Source organism: Streptomyces thermoalcalitolerans (assembly GCF_039525155.1).
Lineage (GTDB): Bacteria > Actinomycetota > Actinomycetes > Streptomycetales > Streptomycetaceae > Streptomyces > Streptomyces thermovulgaris.
The window spans coordinates 1-20,080 of sequence record NZ_BAAAHG010000077.1 but is presented as its reverse complement, the minus strand read 5'-3'; the positions used below and the strand labels follow the sequence as shown (position 1 = coordinate 20,080).

Genomic DNA, 20,080 nt, shown 5'->3' with positions numbered 1-20,080 from the left:
GCCTTCAGCCGCCGTACCAGCGGATTGCAGTACATCCACATGGCCTCCATCAGGAACCGGCCGTGCCCGCGCCGTACCACCCGTACGTGCCTGGTGCGCGGCTGGTGACGCGTCTGGTCGCACCCGGTCGTCACTCGGCCTTCCTGAACACCTCCGACATCCCGTCCCCCGTGTCGCGGGCCAGCCGTCCCGGCTCGTCCGGCGCGATCAGGCCGACCCGGGCGGCCAGCTCGCGGCCGTGGACGTCGACGGCGGCCTCGATGAGGCCCGCGAGGGAGTCCAGGGCGGTCCGGGCGCGCGAGCGGGCGACCGCGGCGCAGCCGGCGGCGGCCAGCGCGGCCGGCCACCACCAGCAGGCGAGCAGGGCGTAGCCGACGGCCCAGGCGGCGAGGCGGGCGGCGGCGCTGAAGGAGTCGTGGGCCGACTGGATCTGGCGTACGGCGGGTTCGGGGAGGATCAGCCACAGCCGCGGCCAGAGGACGGCCAGGTCCACGCCGTAGGCGGCCTCGACGCGGTCGGCCGCCGCCTGCATGCGGTCGCCGTACCAGGTGGGGCGGGCCGGTTCGCGCAGCGCGATGCGGTCGCGGGCCTCGGCGAGGGCCTGGATCCGCGCCAGAGCGCTGCCCGGAATCATCACCGCGCCGTCAGGTCCGGTGCCTGTGCGGTGGGCGTGTCCGATGGCCTCGGTGAGCTTCGCGTCCCTCTCCCGCCACCGGCGGGTCCGGCGCGCGGTCCTGGCGCGCGAGAACGGGTCCCGGCCGAAGCGCAGCCAGCACCGCTCGATCGCACCGCCGAGGAACTGCGCGGCGAGTGAGGCCGCGGTCGCGGTGAGCAGGACGAGGGCGACCAGGAGCGCGGCGGTGCCGGTGCGGTCCAGGGCGGGACGGGCGGCGAGGTCGTCCAGGGCGGTGCGCAGCCGGTCGACATCGTGCCAGTGGCGGTGCCCCAGCGTGGCGCCGACGGCGGTGGCGGCAAGGAACAGGGCGCCGGGGAGGACCAGCAGGTTCAGCCAGCGTTCGGTGAGTTTGCCGCCCAGGGTGGTGAGAAGGGAATTCATCGCCCAGGGGGGTGAGGGGGAGCTCATGGGGGCGGGGTCACGGTGCGGAGCCCAGGCGGCTCTTGCGCATGGGGGTGCCGTGGACGGCGCAGTACGGGGCGGGGAGCAGGTCGCGGGCCCGTTCGACGCGGGCGCAGGAGTTCTCCCCGGGGCAGACGGCCACCTTGATGTGGGGTGCGATGCCGGGGGCCGTCGCGCCCCTGGACGCGCCGAGCAGCCCGCGTGCGTCCCCGTTCCGGCGCAACGCCGTGTCCAGGTCGCGGTAGCAGGCCGCGAGTTCATCGGCGTCCGCACCCGACCGCAGCAGGTCGCGCGCACGCTCGGCCGCCTCCCGGACCCCGGGCAGCCGCAGGTCCTCCGGTGAGCCGAGCAGGGCGCACAACGCCGCTGCCGCCCTGTCGAGCCGGGGTAAGTAGGGAGATGCGGTCATGGTCCAAGTGTGCCGTATTTCAGGCAGAGTTGAGAGCCTGTTGATACGCCGTCGACGTCTGTGACGGGGGAGTGGCGGGGTGAGATACGACCGGGACTGGTTCCTGCGGGCGATGCACGCGCGCCTCGGCCGGGCCGTGACGGCGGACGGGGGTGTGGCCGCGGACGTGGTGTTCGGCCCCGGCACGGATGCCGAACTCCAGGGCCTGCTGCGGACCACCGACCCGAAGACCGACATGGAGGCCCGGCACGCGGCCGGCTGGCTCTGTGTCCTCCGAGCGATGGCCGCCGGCACCGGGGAGCACGGCGCCGTTCACGGGGCCATGGCCGGGGCGCTGCTCTTCCCGGTGTGGGCCGCCGACCCGGCGTCGGTCCCTCCGGAGATGGCGGCCTCCTACGCGTCCGCCGACCCTGCCCTCCGCCCGGACCCGGCGAACGCGGACGGTCCCGCCGAATGGTCGGCCCTGTGCGCCGCGGCCCTGATCGCGGCGGAGGGACGGCAGCACACCCCGCCGCCGGACGCCTCCGAGGACACCCTCCGGCTCCATGAGATGGCCGTGACGCTTGCCGCGACGACCCCCTCCCGTGAGGCCCTGCTCGTCAGCGCGATCGGGAGCGGCAGCCTCGCCGTCCTCGCGACCTGGGAATACGATCCCCAGTTCGCGGGCCGGCTCGACGAGGTGTCCCGCGCCGTGGCCCGCGCCGGGACGACCTGGCCGTTCGGGAACCTGGCGGACGCGGACCCGGTCCGGTTCATCCACGGTGCCGTCAAGCGCGCCCCGGCCGGTTCCCCCGCACGGCTTTTCGCCCTGGACGGTCTGGGCCGCCGGCTCCTGGAGCGCCACCTGAAGTCGCTCGACGCCGAGGACCTGCACGAGGCGGTCGGCATCGCCCGTGACGTGGTGGCCCAGCTGCCGCCCGGTCACCCGCACCTGGTCCATGCGCTGGGTGCGTTGGGGCGATCCCTGCTTTTTCTGCGGCAGGCGGAGGGAGCGACGGCGGAGGAGTGCGACGAAGTGGTGGACCTGTGCCGGCGGGGCTTCGCCGGCCATCTGGAGGGGCCCGCGTGGGCGGGCCACGACCTGGGCATGGCACTCCTGTTGAGGGCGCAGCACACCGGCCGGGTGGAGGACCTCGACGAGGCGGTCCTGGTGCTGGACGAGGCGCTCCGGGCGGCACGGACACCGGGGGAGAGGGCCGCCCTGCGCAATGCCCTCGGCAACGCCCTGCGTTTCCACTCCGTCGTGACAGGAGCCTCGGCCGATCTGGACGCGGCGCTCGGCCTCATCGCCCCCGCCACCGCATCCACCGAAACGGCGGGAGCCTCGCCCTCACCCTTCGTCATCACCCCCGCGGCAGCCTTGTACAACCGCTACATACGGGACCCGGAGGCGAACAGAGGGGACCTGGACAAGGCGCTGCGCCTCCTTTCGGATGCCTTGGAGGCCGAGGCGCTGTTGCCGCCGGGCCACCCGGACCGTCCCGTGGCGCTCGGCTATCTGGGCCGGGTACTGATCGCCCGCTACGAACGTTCGGGCAGCGCGGAAGAGTTGAACAAAGCCGTGACGGCCCATCGGGAGGCGGTGGCGCTCACCCCCGAAGGACACGGGATGCTCGGAGTACGGCTGCTCAACCTCGGCGCGGCGTTGAATCTGCGCCACCGGCTGACCGGGGACGGCGAGGACCTGAGGGAGGCCCGGGAGTGCCGGCAGCGGGCCCTCACGCTGCCCGGCCTCGGCCACGCCCACCGCGCTCCGCTGCTGAGCTCGATGGCGATCAGCCTGCTGACGGGCTTCGAGCGCGCCGCCGATCCGGACGCCCAGCTCGACCAGGCCATAGAGCTCTTCAGAAAAGCCCTGGCCCTGACCCCGGAGGGCGACCCGCAGCTGCCCCGTCGGCGGTACCGCCTCGCCATGGCCCTGCTGACCCGTGGCCTGCGGACATCGCGGGCCGACGAGGTCCGTGAGGCGCGCGAGCTGGCCGACGCGGTGATCGCGGCACTTCCCGCGAACTCGCCTGATCTGCCGGCCGCCCTGATCATGGCCGCGGACGCGAGGAAGGCGCACCCACGCACCCCGCTGTCGTCGGCCGCCCGGCGCGAGGTGGTCGCACTGTGCCGCCGGGCGGTCGAGGTCACTCCGCCCGGCCACCCCATGCGCACGCTCCGCCTGGCCGCCCTCGGCAGCGCCCTGTACGACCTGGCCCTGGACCCGCGTCGCCGCCGGGCCGTCCTGGCCGAGGCCGCCGGCATCTTCCGGGAAGCGGCCCTGGAACAGCAGTGCGCGCCCTTCGCGCGGCTGGGCGCGGCAGCGGCCTGGGGCGAGATCCGGGCGGAGCTGGGCGAGTGGGACCGCGCGCTGGAAGGCTACATGGTGGCCGTCGACCTGCTGCACGCCGTGGCACCCCGCCACCTCGTCCGCGACGACCAGGAGTTCCTGCTGAGCCGGACCACCGGACTGGGCGCCGCCGCCGCTGCCTGCGCGGTGCGCTGCGGCCGGCCCGGACTCGCGGTCGGTCTGCTCGAACAGGCCAGGGGCGTGATCCTCTCCCACGCCTTCGACGCCGACAGCGATCTGACCCGGCTCCGGGAGACCGCCCCCGCCCTCGCCGCCCGCTTCGAGGAGCTCCGGGACGCCCTCGACACGGCGACCGGCGACCGGGAGCTGCCGGAGGAACCACCGGAAGAACTGCCGGGCGAAGGAGCGTCCGGCCCCGAGGCCCGCGCCGATCTCCGGCAGCGGCTGGCCGCCGAGTGGCAGGAGCTCACCGACCGGATCCGCGCCGAGCACCCCGGACTGGGCCTGCTGCGTCCGGTGCGGGACTGGGACGAGAGCGAGCTGCGCGCGACGGCCGCGGAGGGCCCGGTGGTCCTGGTCAACGTCTCCCCGTACGGCAGTGACGCCCTGATCGTCACCGAGCACTCCATCGACGCCGTACCGCTGCCGGACCTCGCCCCGGAGACGACGGCGGCGCGCCGGCGGACCTTCCAGGACGCGTTGGTCCGCATCGAGACACCGGGCACCTCCCGCAAGCAGGCGCAGCGCGCCCAGCAGGACGTACGGGAAACCCTCGCCTGGCTGTGGCGGGCGGTCACCGGTCCGGTCCTCGACCGCCTCCCCGCGGCGACCCGCGTGTGGTGGTCGCCCGGCGGCCTGCTGGGCACGCTGCCCCTGCACGCGGCAGCCCCCGCCGACGGCGCCCCCGGTGCCCTGGACCGTGTGGTCTCCTCGTACACGCCGACGCTGCGGGCCCTGCACCACGCCCGTCTGCGCGCCGCCCGCCCGGCGGGCACCGGAACCCTCGTCGTCGGCGTCGAGCACGCCACCGGACAGGCACCACTCCCGGGCGCACGCCGCGAGGCCGAGCACCTGGCCCGCATGCTCCCCGGTGCCACACTGCTGGCGGACACCTCCGCCACCCACTCCGCGGTCGTCTCCGCCCTGCACCACCACGCCCACGTGCATTTCGCCTGCCACGCCCTGAGCGACCTGGAGCACCCCTCCGGCAGCGGGCTCGTCCTGCACGACCACACCGAACGCCCGCTGACCGTCCGGGACCTGGCCCGGCTCCGGCTGCCGTCGGTCCGGCTCGCCTACCTCTCGGCCTGCGCCACGCTGCGCACCAGCTCCGAGCTCGCCGACGAGGCCGTCCACATCGTCAGCGCCTTCCAGATGGCGGGCTTCCCCCATGTGATCGGTGCACTGTGGCACGTCGACGACATGATCGGGGCCGAGGTCGCGTTCCGCGTGTACGAGGAGCTGAACGCGGGCGACGGCACCCTCGACGTCGCCCGCACGGCCGAGGCCCTGCACCGGGCCGTACGCACCCTGCGCGACACCTACCCGCAGACCCCGAGCCTGTGGGCCTGCCAGGTGCACGCGGGTCCTTAGGGGGTGTCGTTTGGATCATGTCGCAGGTCGCGGGGTTCGGCACGCGCTCCCCCACTGCCCTGGACGGGCGTGGGGGCACCCCCAGCCGCGTTGTCGTCACTCGCCGACGCTCCGCGTCGGCCCCTTCCTCGATCCCTCTCTCCGCCGTGCATCCGCACGCACCGAACCCCGCTCACCCCGGTCACCAGGCACCGCCCATCGGAGCCGGCCTGATCCAAACGACACCCCCCAGCCCAGGTCCAAGCCCGTGCCCCGCCCTGGCCACCAGGGTTGACGCGGTAGGCGCTCAGGACAGTCAGGACACCAGGGGCTCCCCGTCCACCTCGGTCAGTCGCACCGTGCACAGCCCGCCGCGCCCGGCCTTCACCTCCGTCACCTTGAGCTGGGTGCCCGGCAGCAGGATGAACTCCTCCTCGCCGGTGAACGCGGAGAAACTGCGGATGCCGACGGCCCGCGAGGGCACCACCTCGAACAGCGTCCGCTTGCCGCGGCTGCCGAGGAACGCCCGCGCCACATTCGGCTCCGAGGTGCACGAGGACACACCCCACCAGGTCACCGTCTTGCCGAGCGGGTACTGCGAGCGCAGGTCCAGCGGCACACCGCGCCACAGCGGCTCCGTGCGGGTGGGCAGCTGCGACACCGCCGCGAACAGCAGCCGCAGATACGGCAGATAGGGGACCAGCCTGCTGCGGTCCGGAGAGCGCAGAACGGCGTTGAGCTCCCGGTAGAACGCGGACTCGCAGGTGTAGAGGTACAGGGCGGCGATCGCCTCCGCGGACAGGCCGGCCCCTTCGGGCTCGTCCGCCCGCATCTTGCCGAACTCGTGCGAACGCTCGATGTGCCCCTTGAGGCCCGGCAGCACCTTCGCGACCGGAGCGATGGCGTCCTGGAAGTCCATGAGAGGTGTGTCGAACACGCCCGTGATCGCGGGCAGGACGAGACCCTCGTCCCTGACGCTCGCGAGCCGCTCCAGATACAGCTGGTGCAGCTCCATGGTGGAGGTGATGAACGCGCCCATGCGCTTGGCGAGGGCGCCGTTCGCCCCGTCGCCGTCCGCCGCAGCCCTGTCCCAGCCCTTGCTCGGCAGCCAGTCGACGGTGTCGGTGCCCAGCGACGCGAGGGCGTCGTTGACCACCGCGAAGTGGTCGCCGTCGCAGAAGATGTCGCCCTGCGCCGCCGGATTGGCGTGGTCGATGTGCCGGACGTCGACGCCGGGATACTTCTTCTGGAGCTGGAGGACGACCTTCTTCAGGCTCCGGGCGTGCGCACCCCACCACGCGAAGACGACACCGCGGTCCTCCTCGTCGGCGTCCTGCTTGGCCTTCAGGATCTCCTCGACGATCCGCTCGACGACCGGACGCCAGAACGCGGTGTGCGGCTCGGCGCCCCGCGGCCCGTCGCTGCTGGCGGTGAGAGCCGCGTTCAGCAGCAGGACACCCTGGGTCAGCATCGCCTGGAACCACTCCGGCGGCTGAACGGTGTCCTTCTCCTTCAGCAGCTTGCGGATGTCCGCGATCGGGGTCTTCTTCGGTATGCCGTACTTCCACATCGCCGCGGCCTTGATGATGCAGCGGATGCTGACGACCCGGCCGAACTGGCTGTCCTTCCAGTCGTGGAAGGTGTTGTCGAACATGGCGATGCCGGTGGCGCTCTCCGGCCGCGGGTACGGGTTCTGCCCGAAGACGACCACCTTCCACTTGTGCGGCGGGTTGGGCTTGAGCGCCTGGAAGGTCAGTTCGCGGACGGGCACCACGTCGGGGCCGCGGCCCGGACCGATGAACGCCGCCGCGTCCGGCTGTGCCTCGATGACCGGCTTGAGCAACGGCAGCCAGGGTTCGCCGCCGCCCTTGAACAGTTCGGCGAGGGCCAGCGGGTCGTTCGGGTCGGGCTGTGTGGAGGCATTGGCGTCGATCATGGCCGGGAGGCTAACAGCGGGGTGTGACAACGGGACTTCGCCGCGGCCGCTCCCAACGGCGTTGTCAGTGGGGCGCACTAGCGTCGTGAGCGGTGGCAAGAAGACCGTTTCTCACAGGGGAGTGCACCATGACCGTGAACCGTGCACAGGCACCGCTGAGGGTTGTGCTGACCGACGTCAACACGCATGTGGTGGAGGCCTGGCGGGCGGCTTTCGCCGACACCCCGGGCATCGAGATCCGCAAGGGTTCCATCCTCGACGAGAAGGTCGACGCCTGGGTCAGCCCGACCAACTCGCGCGGCCGGATGGACGGCGGTGTCGACGCCGCCATCAAGCGGCACCTCGGCGCGGGCATCCAGCTGCGGGTCCAGCAGGCGATCCGCGATGAGTTCGCCGGCAGCCTCCCGGTGGGCAGCGCGGTGTGCGTCCTCTCCGGGGCGACCAACCCCAAGTTCCTGATCTCGACGCCGACGATGGAGTCGTCCTCGGAGAACGTCAGCGAGACGCTGAACGTGGCCCTGGCGTGCGCCGCCGCGTTCCAGGCGATCCACCGGCAGAACGCGAAGGCGCCGGGCAGCATCACCTCCGTCGCGCTGGTCGGCATGGGCGCCCGCACCGGCCGCGTCCCCGCCCGGGTGTGCGCCAACCTGATGTGGAGCGGCTACACGCTCTTCCAGGACCACACGTTCGAGGACTACGACGACCTGCGCAGCACGATCGTCGCCCAGCTCGACGACATCGAGAACGCCCCCGAGGAGCAGCGGGTGCGCATAGCGCCGCCCGCGCGCGGCACGTCCCGCCGTTCCTAGTGGCTCGTCACGCAGCTTTGGCCGGGTAATCGGTCCATGAACGGATCGGTGAGCCGGGTGCGAAGGTTGTCTTCGGCTCGGCGCGGGCATTGCGCCGGCGGATGTATGCGGCGATGGCCGCGTTCTGCCAGCTGCCGGCCGTTCTTGCGGCCGACCGGGCCCAGCAGTCCACGGATGTAGTCACGCATCCCACGACGAGGCTCGACGCGCCTGAAGCGGCGGCCGGTACGCAGGAACAGTTCCTCGAGCTCGTCGTTCCAGATTTCAACTGCACGCTCGTCGATCACGCCGGGAGGCTGCCCGGACTGTTGCCACTGTCAGCGGCGGCTGCACACGATCGAGGGGCGGTCCGGGAAGGAGAACACGGGCCGTCAACCAGCCCACTACACTCACCCAAACCGCCCCTGAACAGGGAAAACGTCAAAGTGCTGCTGGAGTACTAGGCGGGCTTGACCGGGGCGTCCACTGCCGCGGACCCGGCGGCGGGCCGGCGGGGCGGTCCGGCGGGTTCCCGGCGGAGGGCGCCGGACCGGCTGTGCGGCGCGGTGCCCACCACCGCCCATACCGTCTTGCCGGGCCCCACGCGGCGGTCGGTGACGCCCCAGTCGTCGGCCAGGGCGGCGACGAGGAGCAGGCCGCGGCCGGACTCGGACTCCGCATCGGGGGCGGTGGGGGTGGTGACGGCGGGCCGACGTTCCGCGCGGGTGTCGGAGACCTCCACACGCAGCCGCGCCCCGTCCTCCTCGGCGGTCAGACGGACGTGGAAGTCCCGCCCGGGCACCCGGCCGTGCCGTACGGCGTTGGCGCACAGCTCGGCGGTGATCAGGCTCAGCGTCTCGTTGACGTCGCTGTCGTAGGGGTGGCCCCAGGAGTCCAGGCAGTGCGCGACGAACAGGCGGGCCAGACGGGCACCGCGCGGGGTCGAGGTGAACGCCATGGCGAACTCGGCGGGGGAGACGGGACCGGAGGAGACTGGCCGGTGCCGCTGAGGGGAAGGACTGTGCATGCGGCCAGCCTGGCGGCGGCGACTGGCGTGTCACCAGCGGTGACGGCTGTACGGGAGCGGGCTGTACATGAGGGGGTGCCGGTGCACGGCTGGGTTGAGGGACGTCAACTCTGCTGACGAGCAAGGCTATTGACCCAATGGGGGTTTCAATACGTCGTTTCCGGTGGTGTGATCGCTTGGTGAGCCGTGCAGGACGGAGCCGGTGGAGCGGTGGGTGCCGGATGGGGTGTGGGTGTCGTTCCGGCAGGTGGTCCCGCCCGGCGGAGGGCATGAGCACGGGAAGAGACGTCCAATTGACCCAGACGGTCTGCCGGCCCTGGGAGTCGGCACAGCGGGGGTGGCCGGGCTCAGTGCAGTAGGGAGAACTTCTTGGTCAGCGGGTCCAGTTCGGTGCGGAGCCCGAACAGAGCCAGGCCGTAGTAGTCGAGAGACTCCTCGGGAGTGGTTTTCATGCGGTCCAGCTGGTCTGCGTAGGTGCCGCCGGTCATCGCCGAGGTGAAGTCGGTGTACAGCAGACCGGCGGCTTCCGCCTCGCCGCGCAGCCTCCTCAGCCACGCCGGGCGGCCTTCGAGGACGACCAGGGAGAGGCCGGAGATCGGGGCGTGCCGTCCGGCGTCCGCGTCGGGGAACTCCAGGAAGGACATGCGGGGCAGAAGCTCCGGCCGCTCGGCAGCGGCTTTGGCGACCAGGCCCAGGCACAGGTGCGAGGCGGCGTTGGCTGCCACGCCGGGCGGGAGCTTGGCCTTGAGCGCGACGACGAACTTGTAGTCGGTGTCGACTTCGGCCGGCTCTACGGTCAGGCGCAGCGGATCGGGCACGGTGAATCCTCACTCTGCAGCAGTAAGTGACTGATGGTCAGCATCGGGCATCCCAGGGTCGCCGCTCAACGGTATTCCTGGGGTGGCGGTGAAGCGCGTGGGCGTGGATGTACAGGCGGGGCCTGGACGTGGGAGGGCGGGTGCTCGTCCCCGGTAAGAGGGAAACGGGCTCGAAGCGGTGCGAAGGCCGCGGTGAGCCTCCCTAGAGTGAGCCGGAAGTGACGGTCGGTCGGGTGCCTGCGACGAGGCGCGGGGCGGGCGCCTCTGCACGGGTGGGTGAGGTGAGGTCACCGGTGACGGCTCATGGTGAGGGCGAGATGGGCTTCCTCCGGTGTTTCGGGCAGCAGTTGCGGCTGCTGAGGATGAGCCGGGGGCTGACACGGGCGGAGCTGGGCGCGAAGCTCGGGTACAGCGAGGACATGATCACATCGGTGGAACTGGGGCGGCGCATCCCCAGGCCGGAGTTCATCGACCGGGCGGACGCGGTGCTGGACGCCGGCGGACTGCTGATGGTGATGAAGGAAGAGGTGGCGCGGGCGAGGTATCCCGCCTTCTTCCGGGATGCGGCGAAGCTGGAGGCGGAGGCGGTCGAGCTGCATGTGTACGCCGGCAAGGCCGTGCCCGGCCTGTTGCAGACCGAGGAATACGCGCGGGCGGTCTGCGAGATGTGGTTGCCTCTGCTGGACCCCGATACCGTCAACCAGCGTGTGAGTTCGCGCCTTGCTCGGCAAGTGATCTTCGATCGTCAACCACCTCCCACCATCAGCTTCGTCATCGAGGAGCATGTGCTGCGGAGGCCACTCGGCGGGTGGGACGTCATGCGTGGCCAGCTGGAGGAGGTTCTGCTGCGCGCGCAGCAGCGGAACGTGGTTGTGCAGATCATGCCCATCGGCTGTGTGGAACACGCCGCACTCGACGGGCCGTTCACCTTGTACGAGACGCAGAAGGGGCAGCGGCTCGCATACATCGAGGCGCGTAACGACAGCCGACTCTTCAGCGAGCGGAGGTCGGTGCGCGAGTATGAGGAGCAGTACGGCATCCTGCGTGCTCAGGCCCTGACCCCGCGCGAGTCGCTGGGGCTCCTCGAAAAGATGCTGGGAGAGCTATGAACGCGGAAGACGCGACGTACGGCCCGACCAACCTGTCCTGGCGCACGAGCAGTTACAGCACTGGGTCGGGTGGTGAGTGCGTTGAGGTCGCCCTTACGGCTGTCGGCGTGTACGTGCGGGACTCGAAGTGTGTGGCGCAGGGTGGGCCCGTGCTGAAGGTCGGCCCGGCTGCGTGGGTGGCCTTGCTTGAGGCGATGTGAGCTTGCTGTCGCCGTGAGCTCGCCGTTTCATGGGCGATCACGTGGAAGCGTACGGAGGCTCGCGAGGTGGGCGCTTCTCCCGAGGAAGCGTCCACCTTTGCTGTAAGGGGCGGTGATCAGGCCTTGCGTGCGCACGCCCGCCAGGCTTCGGCGAGGATCGCCCCGAGCGTGGCGGTCAGGGCCACGGACACAGGAAAGGCCCGGGTCACATCCCCCATGATCCGGGCCGGCTCTTCTGCGTCGTTCGTAAACGTCACACCGCCTGAGCGGCTCCCAGCATCGCCTCGACGGGCTCCCCGGCAGGGGCCGTGACGGAGGCCGCGACCGATGCCGCGACCGTGGCCGCGACGGGCTGCGTGACGGAGACCTCCCGCACCGCACCCGCCTCGGCGGCGGCAGCCGTACGCGCCCGCTCCGTGCGCCACAGCCACAGCACGTCCCGGCCGAACGACCACACCAGCAGGCCCAGCGCCAGCAGCACCACACCGAGGTTGGCCACCAGGGGAAGCAGGCCGGAGGCGGCCACCAGCAGGCAGACGCCCTGGAGCGCGGCGACCGTCTTGCGCGCCATCCTCGGCGGCAGTGGGGTGTTCATCCAGGGCAGGACGCGGGCGGCGGCGACGAAGGCGTACCGCATGCCGCCGATCAGCAGCACCCACGGGCCGAGGCTCGTCGAGACGTACACGCTGAGCACCAGGATCAGGAACGCGTCGACCTCCATGTCGAAGCGGGCGCCGAGCGCGGTGGAGGTGCCCGTGCGGCGGGCCACCTTGCCGTCGACGCAGTCCAGGAACAGCGCCACCGCCGTCAGGCCCACCAGCAGCGGCACCGGCGGTGCGCTGTCGAAGGAGTCCGCGACCAGTGCCGTCACACCGCCGACGAGGACGGTCCGGCTCAGGGTGACCCGGTTGGCCGCGCCGAAGGAGCGCAGCCGCGCCCGGTGCAGCGCCCGGGAGAGCAGCGCCCAGGTTGCGATGGCGAAGGCCAGGCCGGTCACCCAGCCCGCCGGCCCCAGGCCGGTCGCCGTACCGAGCAGGGCCAGCAACAGGATCTGTATGCCCGCTCCCACCGCGGTCTCCTGCTGGACCAGCCTTGCGTCCTCATGGTTGTTCAGGGCCACCGCACATCCTCCGGCCGAGTGACAGAGTCGATCAACGCCGCGTACCTTGTCCGCGGCCTGTGCACATCTCGGTACGTGAGCAACTTCCCGATCGTTCAGGAGGTCCCCGATGAAAAAATCCGCCCGCGCCTTCTGGCTGAGCTCGCCGGGCCACGGCGAGATACGTCGGGTGGACCTTCCTGAGCCCGCGGAGGGCGACGTGGTCGTCCGGACGCTGTACTCCGGAGTCAGCCGCGGGACGGAGACGCTGGTGTTCCGGGGACAGGTGCCCGCCAGTCAGCACACCGTCATGCGGGCGCCGTTCCAGGAGGGCGACTTCCCGGGGCCGGTGAAGTACGGCTATCTCAACGTCGGTGTGGTGGAGGAGGGCCCCGAGGACCTGGCCGGGCAGACCGTCTTCTGCCTCTACCCGCACCAGAGCCGCTACGTCGTCCCGGCCGGCGCCGTGACCCGCGTGCCCGACAACGTGCCCGCCGAACGGGCCGTGCTCGCCGGCACCGTCGAGACCGCCGTGAACGCGCTGTGGGACGCCGCGCCCCTGATCGGGGACCGTGTCGCCGTGGTCGGCGGCGGCATGGTCGGCTGCTCGGTGGCCGCCCTGCTGGCCCGGTTCCCCGGGGTGCGCGTGCAGTTGGTGGACGCCGACCCCGCCCGTGCCGGGATCGCCGACGCGCTCGGCGTCGGCTTCGCGCTGCCCGAGGACGCGCTCGGCGAGTGCGATCTCGTCGTGCACGCCAGCGCCACCGAGCAGGGGCTCACCCGCGCGCTCGAACTGCTCGCCCCCGAGGGCACCGTCGTCGAACTGAGCTGGTACGGCGACCGGCGGGTCACCCTCCCGCTCGGCGAGGCCTTCCACTCCCGCCGGCTGACCGTCCGCAGCAGCCAGGTCGGCACCCTCTCCCCGGCCCGCCGCGCCGGCCGCAGCCACGCCGACCGGATGGCCCTCGCCCTCGAGCTGCTCGCCGACCCCGCGCTGGACGCCCTCATCACCGGGGAGAGCGCGTTCGAGGAGCTGCCCGAGGTCATGCCGAGGCTCGCCTCCGGGGAGATCCCGGCGCTGTGCCACCGGATCAGGTACGCCGAGTGATCGCGGCTGGCCGCGCACGCCGTACGGCGCACGTGCCCGTCCCAGGAGGACGCGAAGAGGACGAGAAGAGGGCGGGAAGAGGCGGATGTGCGGCCTGGGAAGAGGCAGAAGCGGCCGTTCGGGGAGGCGGAAGCGCCTGACCTGAGAAAAGAGTGGAGGACGGCTGAACAACGGGGGGCGAAGAGCCGTACTACACGGCGTCCCCCGGCAGGGACCAGCCGGAGGAGCCAGACGTGCCGCACCTGGAGGGTCGTCCGTTGTTCAGCATCACTGTCCGCGATCACCTCATGATCGCCCACAGCTTCCGCGGCGAGGTCTTCGGGCCCGCGCAACGGTTGCACGGAGCCACGTATCTCGTGGACGCCACCTTCCGGCGCGAGCAGCTGGACGACGACAACCTCGTCGTCGACATCGGGCTGGCCACCAAGGAGCTGGGTGCGGTCGTGAGCGAGCTGAACTACCGCAACCTCGACGACGAGCCGGAGTTCGCCGGGATCAACACCTCCACGGAGTTCCTGGCCAAGGTCATCGCCGACCGGCTCGCCGAACGCGTCCACAAGGGAGCCCTGGGCGAGAACGCCAAGGGCCTGACCAGCCTGACCGTGACACTCCACGAGTCGCACATCGCCTGGGCGAGTTACGAGCGTGCGCTGTGACCGAATCGACTGCCATGACCATCAGCCGGGCCCCGTCCCTCGCCTATGTGCCCGCCCCGCGCGCGGCCACGGAGAACTCCGGGATCATCCCCATGTCCCTGCGCACCGTGCACTTCATCCTGCCGGGCGGCGTCGACGACCCGGCCACACCGAGCGGCGGCAACGCCTACGACCGCCGGGTCAGCCTGGACCTGCCCGGCTTCGGCTGGCAGGTCCAGGGCCACCCCGTGGACGGCCGCTGGCCCCGGCCGGGAACCCAGGCCCGTACGGAACTCGCCCGCGTCCTGCGGGAGTTGCCGGACGGTGCCGTCGTCCTCCTCGACGGGCTGGTCGCCTGCGGCGTCCCCGAGATCGTCGTGCCGGAGACGGGGCGGCTGCGGATGGCCGTCCTCGTGCACCTGCCGCTCGGCGACGAGACCGGACTCGACCCCGCCGTGGCCGCGGAGCTGGACGCACGGGAACGCGAGGTGCTGCGGGCGGTGCCCGCCGTCATCGCCACCAGCGACTGGGCCGTCCGCCGGCTCGTCTCCCACCACGGGCTCGCCCCGGACCGGGTGCACGCCGCCGCCCCCGGCGCCGACATCGCGCCGCTCGCCCCCGGCACCGACGGGATCTCGCAGCTGCTGTGCGTCGCCGCGGTCACCCCGCGCAAGGGGCAGCACCGGCTGGTGGAGGCGCTGGCCACGGTGACCGACCTGCCGTGGACCTGCACCTGCGTCGGCGCGCTCACCCAGGACCCGGCCTATGTCGCCCACTTGCGCGAGCTGATCGCCAAGTACGGCCTGCAGGACCGTTTCCACCTGGCCGGACCGCGGGCCGGAGCCGAACTCGACGCCAGCTACGCCGCCGCCGACCTCATGGTCCTCGCCTCCTACGCCGAGACCTACGGCATGGCCGTCACCGAGGCCCTGGCACGCGGCATCCCCGTGATCGCCACGGACGTCGGCGGCATCCCCGAGGCGGTCGGCCGCGCCCCCGACGGCGGTGTGCCCGGCATTCTCGTCCCCCCGGAGGACCCCGCCGCCCTCGCCGCCGAACTGCGCGGCTGGTTCGGCGAGGCCGACGTACGGCGCCGTCTCAAGGCCGCCGCCCGGGGCCGCCGGGCCGCGCTGAACGGCTGGGCGAACACCGCCCGCAGCCTGGCCGGCGTCCTCGGCCGGCTGCCCGAGGAACCCCGGAGGGCGGCATGAGCAGCACGGCGACCACCCAGACTCCCCCCACGGGAACCGACCGCCCCAGCGGCGCAGTCCCGTCCCGGCCGGGCCCGTACGACGCCGACGAGGCGGCGGACGGCGCACCGCGGGACGGGACAAAGACAGCAGGTACGGCCGCGCCGGGGCAGTCGGCCCCGGCGGTGTCCCGGACCGCAGGAAAGGAACCGTCGGCCATGGCCGAAGCGACCGTCTTCTCGCAGCACACCCCGCAGGGCACCGCCTCCCCGGAGCCCCGCCCCGCAGTCCCCGGCGCCGGCCGCGAACCCCACGGCGCGGCCGGCGCCGGCCCCGGGGGCTTTTCCGAGGGCTTCGAGGTGATCCCGGGAGCCGGGCCCGCACAGCGGCCCGGGGAACGGCCCACCCTGCGGCTGAGGGAGGGCGAGCCCGAGGAACCGCCCCGGTACGCCCCCGAGTGGCTGCGGCTCAGGGAGCCGGCCGACGCCGCCGCACGGTCGGCCGACTCGCTCGACCCCCTGCGGATCAGGCTCGCCAACCTGCCGAGCCGGCACGGCGGACTCGTCGTGCACGACCTCGGCTGCGGCACCGGTTCGATGGGCCGCTGGCTCGCCCCCCTGCTGGACGGCGCCCAGCACTGGGTCCTGCACGACCGCGACCCCTACCTGCTGCACTTCGCCGCCGTCGCCGCCCCGCGCGCCGCCGCCGACGGCAGCCGGGTCACCGTGGAGACACGGCGCGGCGACGTGGCCCGGCTGACCCCGGACGCCCTGACCGGCGCGTCGCTGGTGACGGCCTCCGCCCTGCTGGACGTGCTCACCCGCGAGGAGGTCGACACCCTTGCCGCCGCCTGTGCCGGGGCCGGGTGCCCGGCGCTGCTGACGCTGTCGGTGGTGGGCCGGGTCGAGCTCACCCCGGCCGACCCGCTGGACGCCGAGCTCACCGCGGCGTTCAACGACCACCAGCGCCGCTCCGGTCTGCTCGGCCCCGACGCGGTCGGCGCGGCCTGCGAGGCCTTCGCCGCGCACGGCGCCACCGTGCACACCTACCCGAGCCCCTGGCGGCTCGGCCCCGAGCACCGCGAACTGACCGCCCAGTGGCTGCGAGGCTGGGTCGGCGCGGCCGTCGAGCAGCGCCCCGAACTGAAGCCGCGCGCCGACCGCTACCTCGCCGAGCGCCTGGAGGCCTGCGCCGCGGGGGAGTTGCGGGTCGTCGTCCACCACAGCGACCTGCTGGCGCTGTCCCGGCCGACCGGCGGTGCCGGATGAGTGTGCAGGCGGTGGACGTGCCCGTCCCGCGGACCGAGGCGAGACAGTCCGGGGCGGCCGGGGCGGCCGGCGGGTCCGGTGCGGCTGGTGCGACCGAGGCGTCCGGTGCGACCGGGGCGGCCGGCCGTGGACGTGCGCTGCGCGTGCTGCTCTCCCGTCTCAACGCCCCGGCGGTGCGCACCCACTTCGGAACCGTCGCCGGAGCCGTCGTCCTTGTCGCCCTGATGTGGCGGCTGGGCACCGGCGCCTTCCTGGAGGGGCTGCGCCGGATCGATGTGCCCGCGCTGCTCACGGCACTGGGCATCGGCCTGGTCACCACCGTCTTCAGCGCCTGGCGCTGGCAGTTGGTGGCCCGCGGCCTGCGCATCCGGCTGCCGCTCGGCCCGGCCGTCGCCGACTACTACCGCTCGCTGTTCCTGAACGCGGCGCTGCCCGGCGGCGTCCTGGGCGATGTGCACCGGGCGGTGCGGCACGGGCAGAGCGCCGGCGACCTGGGACGCGGCGTACGGGCCGTGGTCCTCGAACGGACCGCCGGGCAGATCGCCCTCGCCGCCGCCGGTGTCGTCGTCCTGCTCACGCTGCCGTCGCCGGTGCGCGACGAGGCCCGGCACCTCGTGCCGCTGCTCGCCCTCGCGGCCGTCGGTGCGTTCGCCGTCGTCCTCGCCCTGCGCATGAACCGGGCGTCCTCCCGCCGGGGCCGGGTCCTGCGCCGTGTGCTCGGCGAGGCGCGCGAGGGACTGCTCTCCCGCCGCAACGGACCGGGCGTCGCCCTGTCCTCGCTCGTCGTCCTGACCGGGCATCTCGCGATGTTCGTGGTCGCCGCGCGCATCGCCGGCTCCGCCGCCCCGGTGCCCGTGCTGCTCCCGCTGGCGGTTCTCGCGCTGCTCGCGATGGGACTGCCGCTGAACGTCGGCGGGTTCGGCCCCCGCGAGGGAGCCACCGCCTGGGCGTTCGGCGCGGCCGGGCTCGGCGCGAGCACAGGGCTGGCCACGGCCATGGTGTACGGGGTGCTGTGCTTCGTGGCGAGCCTGCCGGGTGCGCTCGTCCTCGTCGCCCGCCGGCGCAAGGGGACGCGTGCCGGGGCCCGCACCGCCGCGACGGCCCCGGAACCCGGCCCGGCCCTCCGCGGCGCATCCGACGGCGGCCACGGCGGCCACGGCGGCCACGGAGGCTACGCCCGCCCGCTCTCCGGGAGCCTTCCGTCCTGTGACGTGAGCAGCGAGAAATACGGAGCGAAGGAAGCCGTGAGGCTGTCCAGCAGTTCCTTCCCCTTTTCCGCGGAGCCCAGGGAAGGGCGGCCTATGACGCCGGATTCGGTATAGGCGGACATTCCGACGGTGAGCAGATGGCGGCGGTCGTCCGCCACATGGTCGGCGTCCTCGTATCCCGCCCGGACCATTTCCGGGTGGGTGTGCAGAAGAATGGAGGTCTCGATTTCCCCCGCGTGCATGTCGGTGAGCAGCGTGGAGCGCACCCCGGCCCGCTCGAGGGCCGTCTCCCAGTCCTCCACGGCAGGGAACAGCGCGATGCGCTCACCACGCGCGGAGGACTCCTGAACCACGTTGCCCAGCACGTAGTTTCCGCCGTGTCCGTTGACGACCACCAGGGCCTCGACACCGGAACGGCGCAGTGAATCCGCGATGTCCCGCACCACCGAATGAAGGGTCACGGAAGAGATGCTGACGGTCCCCGGCCAGGCCGCGTGCTCGTGCGAGCACGAGATCGTCACCGGGGGGAGGAGATGCACCGGGTACGCGTCGGCGATCCGACGGGCGATGGCACAGGCGACCAGCGTGTCGGTCGCCAGCGGCAGGAAGGGGCCGTGCTGTTCGAAACTGCCCACCGGCAGGATTGCCACCTGCCGTGAGAGGTCCGCCGCCCGCGTCCGTACGTCTTGCGTCGTGTCCGCCGGCAACACACCATGTGCCGTCGGCCGCGTTTCCGAACCACTCATTGTCTTCCGGCCTTTCGTCTCTGCTTAGGAACCAGATCATGACAGAAAACCTCGGCGTACTCGGCAAGAAGTCCCCCCGGCGTACAGGCGTGGAACGCGTCGTGAATGCCCCGCTGCCCACCGTGTACGGGAAATTCGAGGCAATCGGCTACATGGACCACGACCGCGGCGACGAACAAGTGGCCCTGGTTCATGGGGACATCGGCACCGACCGGGTTCTGGTCCGGCTGCACTCCGAGTGCCTGACCGGGGACGCCTTCGGCTCGCAGCACTGCGAGTGCGGCGACCAGCTCGCCGCCGCCCTGCGCGCGGTCGTCGCCGAAGGCAGCGGCATCGTCGTCTACTTGAGAGGTCATGAGGGCCGGGGCATCGGTCTGCTCGCCAAGCTGCGGGCGATGGCCCTGCAGGCGGAGGGCCTGGACACCGTCGAGGCCAACCTCGCCCTCGGCCTGCCCGTGGACGCCCGCGACTACGGCGTCGCCGCCGAGATCCTGCGCGACCTGGGCGTGCGCTCGGTGCGGCTGATGTCCAACAACCCGCGCAAGCACGAGTCGCTGGTGCGGCACGGCATCCAGGTCGCCGAGCAGGTCCCGCTGCTCATCCCGCCGTGCGAGAGCAACATCACCTATCTGCGCACCAAGCGGGAGCGGCTGGACCACCACCTGCCCCACCTGGACGCGGTGGCCCACCTGTCCTGAACGCGAGAGTCCGGGGCGGCGCGGGCGCGGACGATCCGTACCCGGGCCGCGTCCCCGGTGGGTCCTCGGCGGGTTCCTGCGGGCCTCCAGCGGATTCCTGATGGGCCTCCAGTGGGGTTCCCGGTGGGTCTTCAGTGGGTTTCCGGTGAGGACGGGGGGTGTTTTGCAGCTGTTCGGGGCATGACTTCCGACGCAGGACTCACTCCCGTCTCAGTACACAGGAACGGCATGCCTCAGGACGCGACGCACGACCCCGCACAGGACGCCCTGCTCACGCTGCTCTCCGAGGAGCACGGAGGAGTGCTGGCGACCCTCAAGCGGGACGGCCGGCCCCAGCTGTCGAACGTCACCCACGCCTACTGTCCCGACGAGCGGGTCATCCGTGTCTCGGTCACCGACGACCGCGCCAAGACCCGCAATCTGCGCCGGGACCCGCGGGCCTCCTACCACGTCACCACACCGGACCGGCGCGCCTACACGGTCGTCGAGGGCACCGCCGACCTCTCCCCGGTCGCGAGGGACCCGCACGACGAGACCGTCGAGGAACTGATCCGCCTCTACCGGGACGTCAACGGTGAGCACCCCGACTGGGACGACTACCGCGCCGCGATGGTCCGCGACCGCCGCCTGGTGCTGCGGCTGAGGGTGGAGCGGGCGTACGGCATCCCGAAGGGGGCCAACGACGGCTGAGGCGGCCGAGGCGTGCGACGGGCGGGCCCTCGGGCGCTCGCACCGCCACGGCTGGGCGCCGCACGGCCGGGCACCGCACGGCCTCCTTTGTGCCGGGCCGCGGCAGCCGCCCCCGGCAGGCCGGCCGCTGTCCCGGGCAGGCCGGCAGCCGTCCACGCCGGGTCAGCCGGCCGCCCGTACCGGACCGGCGGGCGCCCCTCGCCGC

General features: G+C 72.5%; 17 protein-coding genes and 2 pseudogenes. 11 read left to right on the top strand and 8 right to left on the bottom strand.

The window, feature by feature from the left end:
• Positions 1-130 precede the first annotated feature (130 nt).
• On the bottom strand, positions 131-1,057 hold the full coding sequence (locus tag ABD224_RS27305; protein ID WP_344054614.1) for a hypothetical protein: 927 nt from the start codon (positions 1,055-1,057) through the stop codon (positions 131-133).
• Between the two features lie 37 nt (positions 1,058-1,094).
• A complete protein-coding gene (locus ABD224_RS27300) occupies positions 1,095-1,487 on the bottom strand; it encodes a hypothetical protein (protein ID WP_344054612.1) in 393 nt (130 codons plus the stop codon).
• Positions 1,488-1,566: 79 nt separating this feature from the next.
• Between ABD224_RS27300 and ABD224_RS27295 the strand changes: the two genes are divergently transcribed.
• Positions 1,567-5,376: a CHAT domain-containing protein gene (locus ABD224_RS27295; protein WP_344054610.1), complete on the top strand. Its 3,810-nt coding sequence runs from the start codon at positions 1,567-1,569 to the stop codon at positions 5,374-5,376.
• Positions 5,377-5,671: 295 nt separating this feature from the next.
• Here ABD224_RS27295 and ABD224_RS27290 read toward each other — a convergent pair whose 3' ends face one another.
• Complete coding sequence (locus ABD224_RS27290; protein ID WP_344054608.1) at positions 5,672-7,291, bottom strand: ADP-ribosyltransferase domain-containing protein; 1,620 nt, start codon at positions 7,289-7,291, stop codon at positions 5,672-5,674.
• A 128-nt stretch (positions 7,292-7,419) separates the two neighbouring features.
• On the opposite strand from ABD224_RS27290, the gene ABD224_RS27285 reads away from it, so the two are divergent.
• Entirely contained in the window at positions 7,420-8,100 is a 681-nt protein-coding gene (locus ABD224_RS27285) for a macro domain-containing protein (RefSeq protein WP_344054606.1), read from the top strand.
• Positions 8,101-8,213: 113 nt separating this feature from the next.
• Here ABD224_RS27285 and ABD224_RS27280 read toward each other — a convergent pair.
• The 3 genes and pseudogenes from ABD224_RS27280 to ABD224_RS27270 form a co-directional block, all read right to left on the bottom strand.
• Positions 8,214-8,363: pseudogene (locus tag ABD224_RS27280) on the bottom strand (IS701 family transposase); the annotation flags it as partial.
• Between the two features lie 176 nt (positions 8,364-8,539).
• Positions 8,540-9,106 (bottom strand): ATP-binding protein, encoded by a 567-nt coding sequence (locus ABD224_RS27275; RefSeq protein WP_425581066.1) that lies wholly within the window; start codon positions 9,104-9,106, stop codon positions 8,540-8,542.
• 347 nt (positions 9,107-9,453) lie between these two features.
• Complete coding sequence (locus tag ABD224_RS27270) at positions 9,454-9,924, bottom strand: DUF2000 domain-containing protein (RefSeq protein WP_344054604.1); 471 nt, start codon at positions 9,922-9,924, stop codon at positions 9,454-9,456.
• Positions 9,925-10,241: 317 nt separating this feature from the next.
• Here ABD224_RS27270 and ABD224_RS27265 point away from each other — a divergent pair, with 317 nt between their 5' ends.
• Complete coding sequence (locus ABD224_RS27265; protein ID WP_344054602.1) at positions 10,242-11,033, top strand: helix-turn-helix domain-containing protein; 792 nt, start codon at positions 10,242-10,244, stop codon at positions 11,031-11,033.
• A complete protein-coding gene (locus ABD224_RS27260; RefSeq protein ID WP_344054600.1) occupies positions 11,030-11,233 on the top strand; it encodes a DUF397 domain-containing protein in 204 nt (67 codons plus the stop codon). The genes ABD224_RS27265 and ABD224_RS27260 overlap by 4 nt, the downstream gene beginning before the upstream one ends.
• 253 nt (positions 11,234-11,486) lie before the next feature.
• Here ABD224_RS27260 and ABD224_RS27255 read toward each other — a convergent pair whose 3' ends face one another.
• The gene (locus ABD224_RS27255) at positions 11,487-12,353 is read right to left on the bottom strand and encodes a CDP-alcohol phosphatidyltransferase family protein (RefSeq protein ID WP_344054598.1); all 867 of its coding nucleotides are present in this window, start codon (positions 12,351-12,353) and stop codon (positions 11,487-11,489) included.
• Positions 12,354-12,462: 109 nt separating this feature from the next.
• On the opposite strand from ABD224_RS27255, the gene ABD224_RS27250 reads away from it, so the two are divergent.
• The 5 genes and pseudogenes from ABD224_RS27250 to ABD224_RS27230 form a co-directional block, all read left to right on the top strand.
• Positions 12,463-13,440: a zinc-dependent alcohol dehydrogenase gene (locus ABD224_RS27250; RefSeq protein WP_344054596.1), complete on the top strand. Its 978-nt coding sequence runs from the start codon at positions 12,463-12,465 to the stop codon at positions 13,438-13,440.
• Between the two features lie 257 nt (positions 13,441-13,697).
• Complete coding sequence (locus ABD224_RS27245) at positions 13,698-14,096, top strand: 6-pyruvoyl trahydropterin synthase family protein (protein WP_344054594.1); 399 nt, start codon at positions 13,698-13,700, stop codon at positions 14,094-14,096.
• Positions 14,097-14,110: 14 nt separating this feature from the next.
• On the top strand, positions 14,111-15,286 hold the full coding sequence (locus ABD224_RS27240) for a glycosyltransferase family 4 protein (protein WP_344054616.1): 1,176 nt from the start codon (positions 14,111-14,113) through the stop codon (positions 15,284-15,286).
• A 197-nt stretch (positions 15,287-15,483) separates the two neighbouring features.
• The gene (locus ABD224_RS27235; protein ID WP_344054592.1) at positions 15,484-16,533 is read left to right on the top strand and encodes an SAM-dependent methyltransferase; all 1,050 of its coding nucleotides are present in this window, start codon (positions 15,484-15,486) and stop codon (positions 16,531-16,533) included.
• Positions 16,530-17,504 (top strand): annotated as a pseudogene (locus ABD224_RS27230) (lysylphosphatidylglycerol synthase transmembrane domain-containing protein); the annotation flags it as partial. The gene ABD224_RS27235 and the pseudogene ABD224_RS27230, both read left to right, overlap by 4 nt.
• Positions 17,505-17,704: 200 nt before the next feature.
• On the opposite strand, the gene ABD224_RS27225 reads toward ABD224_RS27230, so the two are convergent.
• Complete coding sequence (locus ABD224_RS27225) at positions 17,705-18,487, bottom strand: creatininase family protein (RefSeq protein WP_344054590.1); 783 nt, start codon at positions 18,485-18,487, stop codon at positions 17,705-17,707.
• 38 nt (positions 18,488-18,525) lie between these two features.
• Between ABD224_RS27225 and ribA the strand changes: the two genes are divergently transcribed.
• Both ribA and ABD224_RS27215 read left to right on the top strand, forming a co-directional pair.
• Positions 18,526-19,185 (top strand): GTP cyclohydrolase II, encoded by a 660-nt coding sequence (ribA, locus tag ABD224_RS27220; protein WP_086793682.1) that lies wholly within the window; start codon positions 18,526-18,528, stop codon positions 19,183-19,185.
• A 228-nt stretch (positions 19,186-19,413) separates the two neighbouring features.
• Positions 19,414-19,875, top strand: coding sequence for a PPOX class F420-dependent oxidoreductase (locus ABD224_RS27215; protein ID WP_344054587.1), 462 nt, complete (start codon positions 19,414-19,416; stop codon positions 19,873-19,875).
• The last annotated feature ends 205 nt before the right edge of the window (positions 19,876-20,080 follow it).

Excerpts from the sequence above, each read along its gene's own strand:
- ABD224_RS27305 (WP_344054614.1), bottom strand. The coding sequence starts at position 1,057 with ATGAATTCCCTTCTCACCACCCTGGGCGGCAAACTCACCGAACGCTGG.
- ABD224_RS27300 (WP_344054612.1), bottom strand. The coding sequence starts at position 1,487 with ATGACCGCATCTCCCTACTTACCCCGGCTCGACAGGGCGGCAGCGGCG.
- ABD224_RS27290 (WP_344054608.1), bottom strand. The coding sequence starts at position 7,291 with ATGATCGACGCCAATGCCTCCACACAGCCCGACCCGAACGACCCGCTG.
- ABD224_RS27285 (WP_344054606.1), top strand. The coding sequence starts at position 7,420 with ATGACCGTGAACCGTGCACAGGCACCGCTGAGGGTTGTGCTGACCGAC.
- ABD224_RS27275 (WP_425581066.1), bottom strand. The coding sequence starts at position 9,106 with ATGCACAGTCCTTCCCCTCAGCGGCACCGGCCAGTCTCCTCCGGTCCC.
- ABD224_RS27265 (WP_344054602.1), top strand. The coding sequence starts at position 10,242 with ATGGGCTTCCTCCGGTGTTTCGGGCAGCAGTTGCGGCTGCTGAGGATG.
- ABD224_RS27260 (WP_344054600.1), top strand. The coding sequence starts at position 11,030 with ATGAACGCGGAAGACGCGACGTACGGCCCGACCAACCTGTCCTGGCGC.
- ABD224_RS27250 (WP_344054596.1), top strand. The coding sequence starts at position 12,463 with ATGAAAAAATCCGCCCGCGCCTTCTGGCTGAGCTCGCCGGGCCACGGC.
- ABD224_RS27240 (WP_344054616.1), top strand. The coding sequence starts at position 14,111 with ATGACCATCAGCCGGGCCCCGTCCCTCGCCTATGTGCCCGCCCCGCGC.
- ABD224_RS27235 (WP_344054592.1), top strand. The coding sequence starts at position 15,484 with ATGGCCGAAGCGACCGTCTTCTCGCAGCACACCCCGCAGGGCACCGCC.
- ABD224_RS27225 (WP_344054590.1), bottom strand. The coding sequence starts at position 18,487 with ATGAGTGGTTCGGAAACGCGGCCGACGGCACATGGTGTGTTGCCGGCG.
- ribA (WP_086793682.1), top strand. The coding sequence starts at position 18,526 with ATGACAGAAAACCTCGGCGTACTCGGCAAGAAGTCCCCCCGGCGTACA.
- ABD224_RS27215 (WP_344054587.1), top strand. The coding sequence starts at position 19,414 with ATGCCTCAGGACGCGACGCACGACCCCGCACAGGACGCCCTGCTCACG.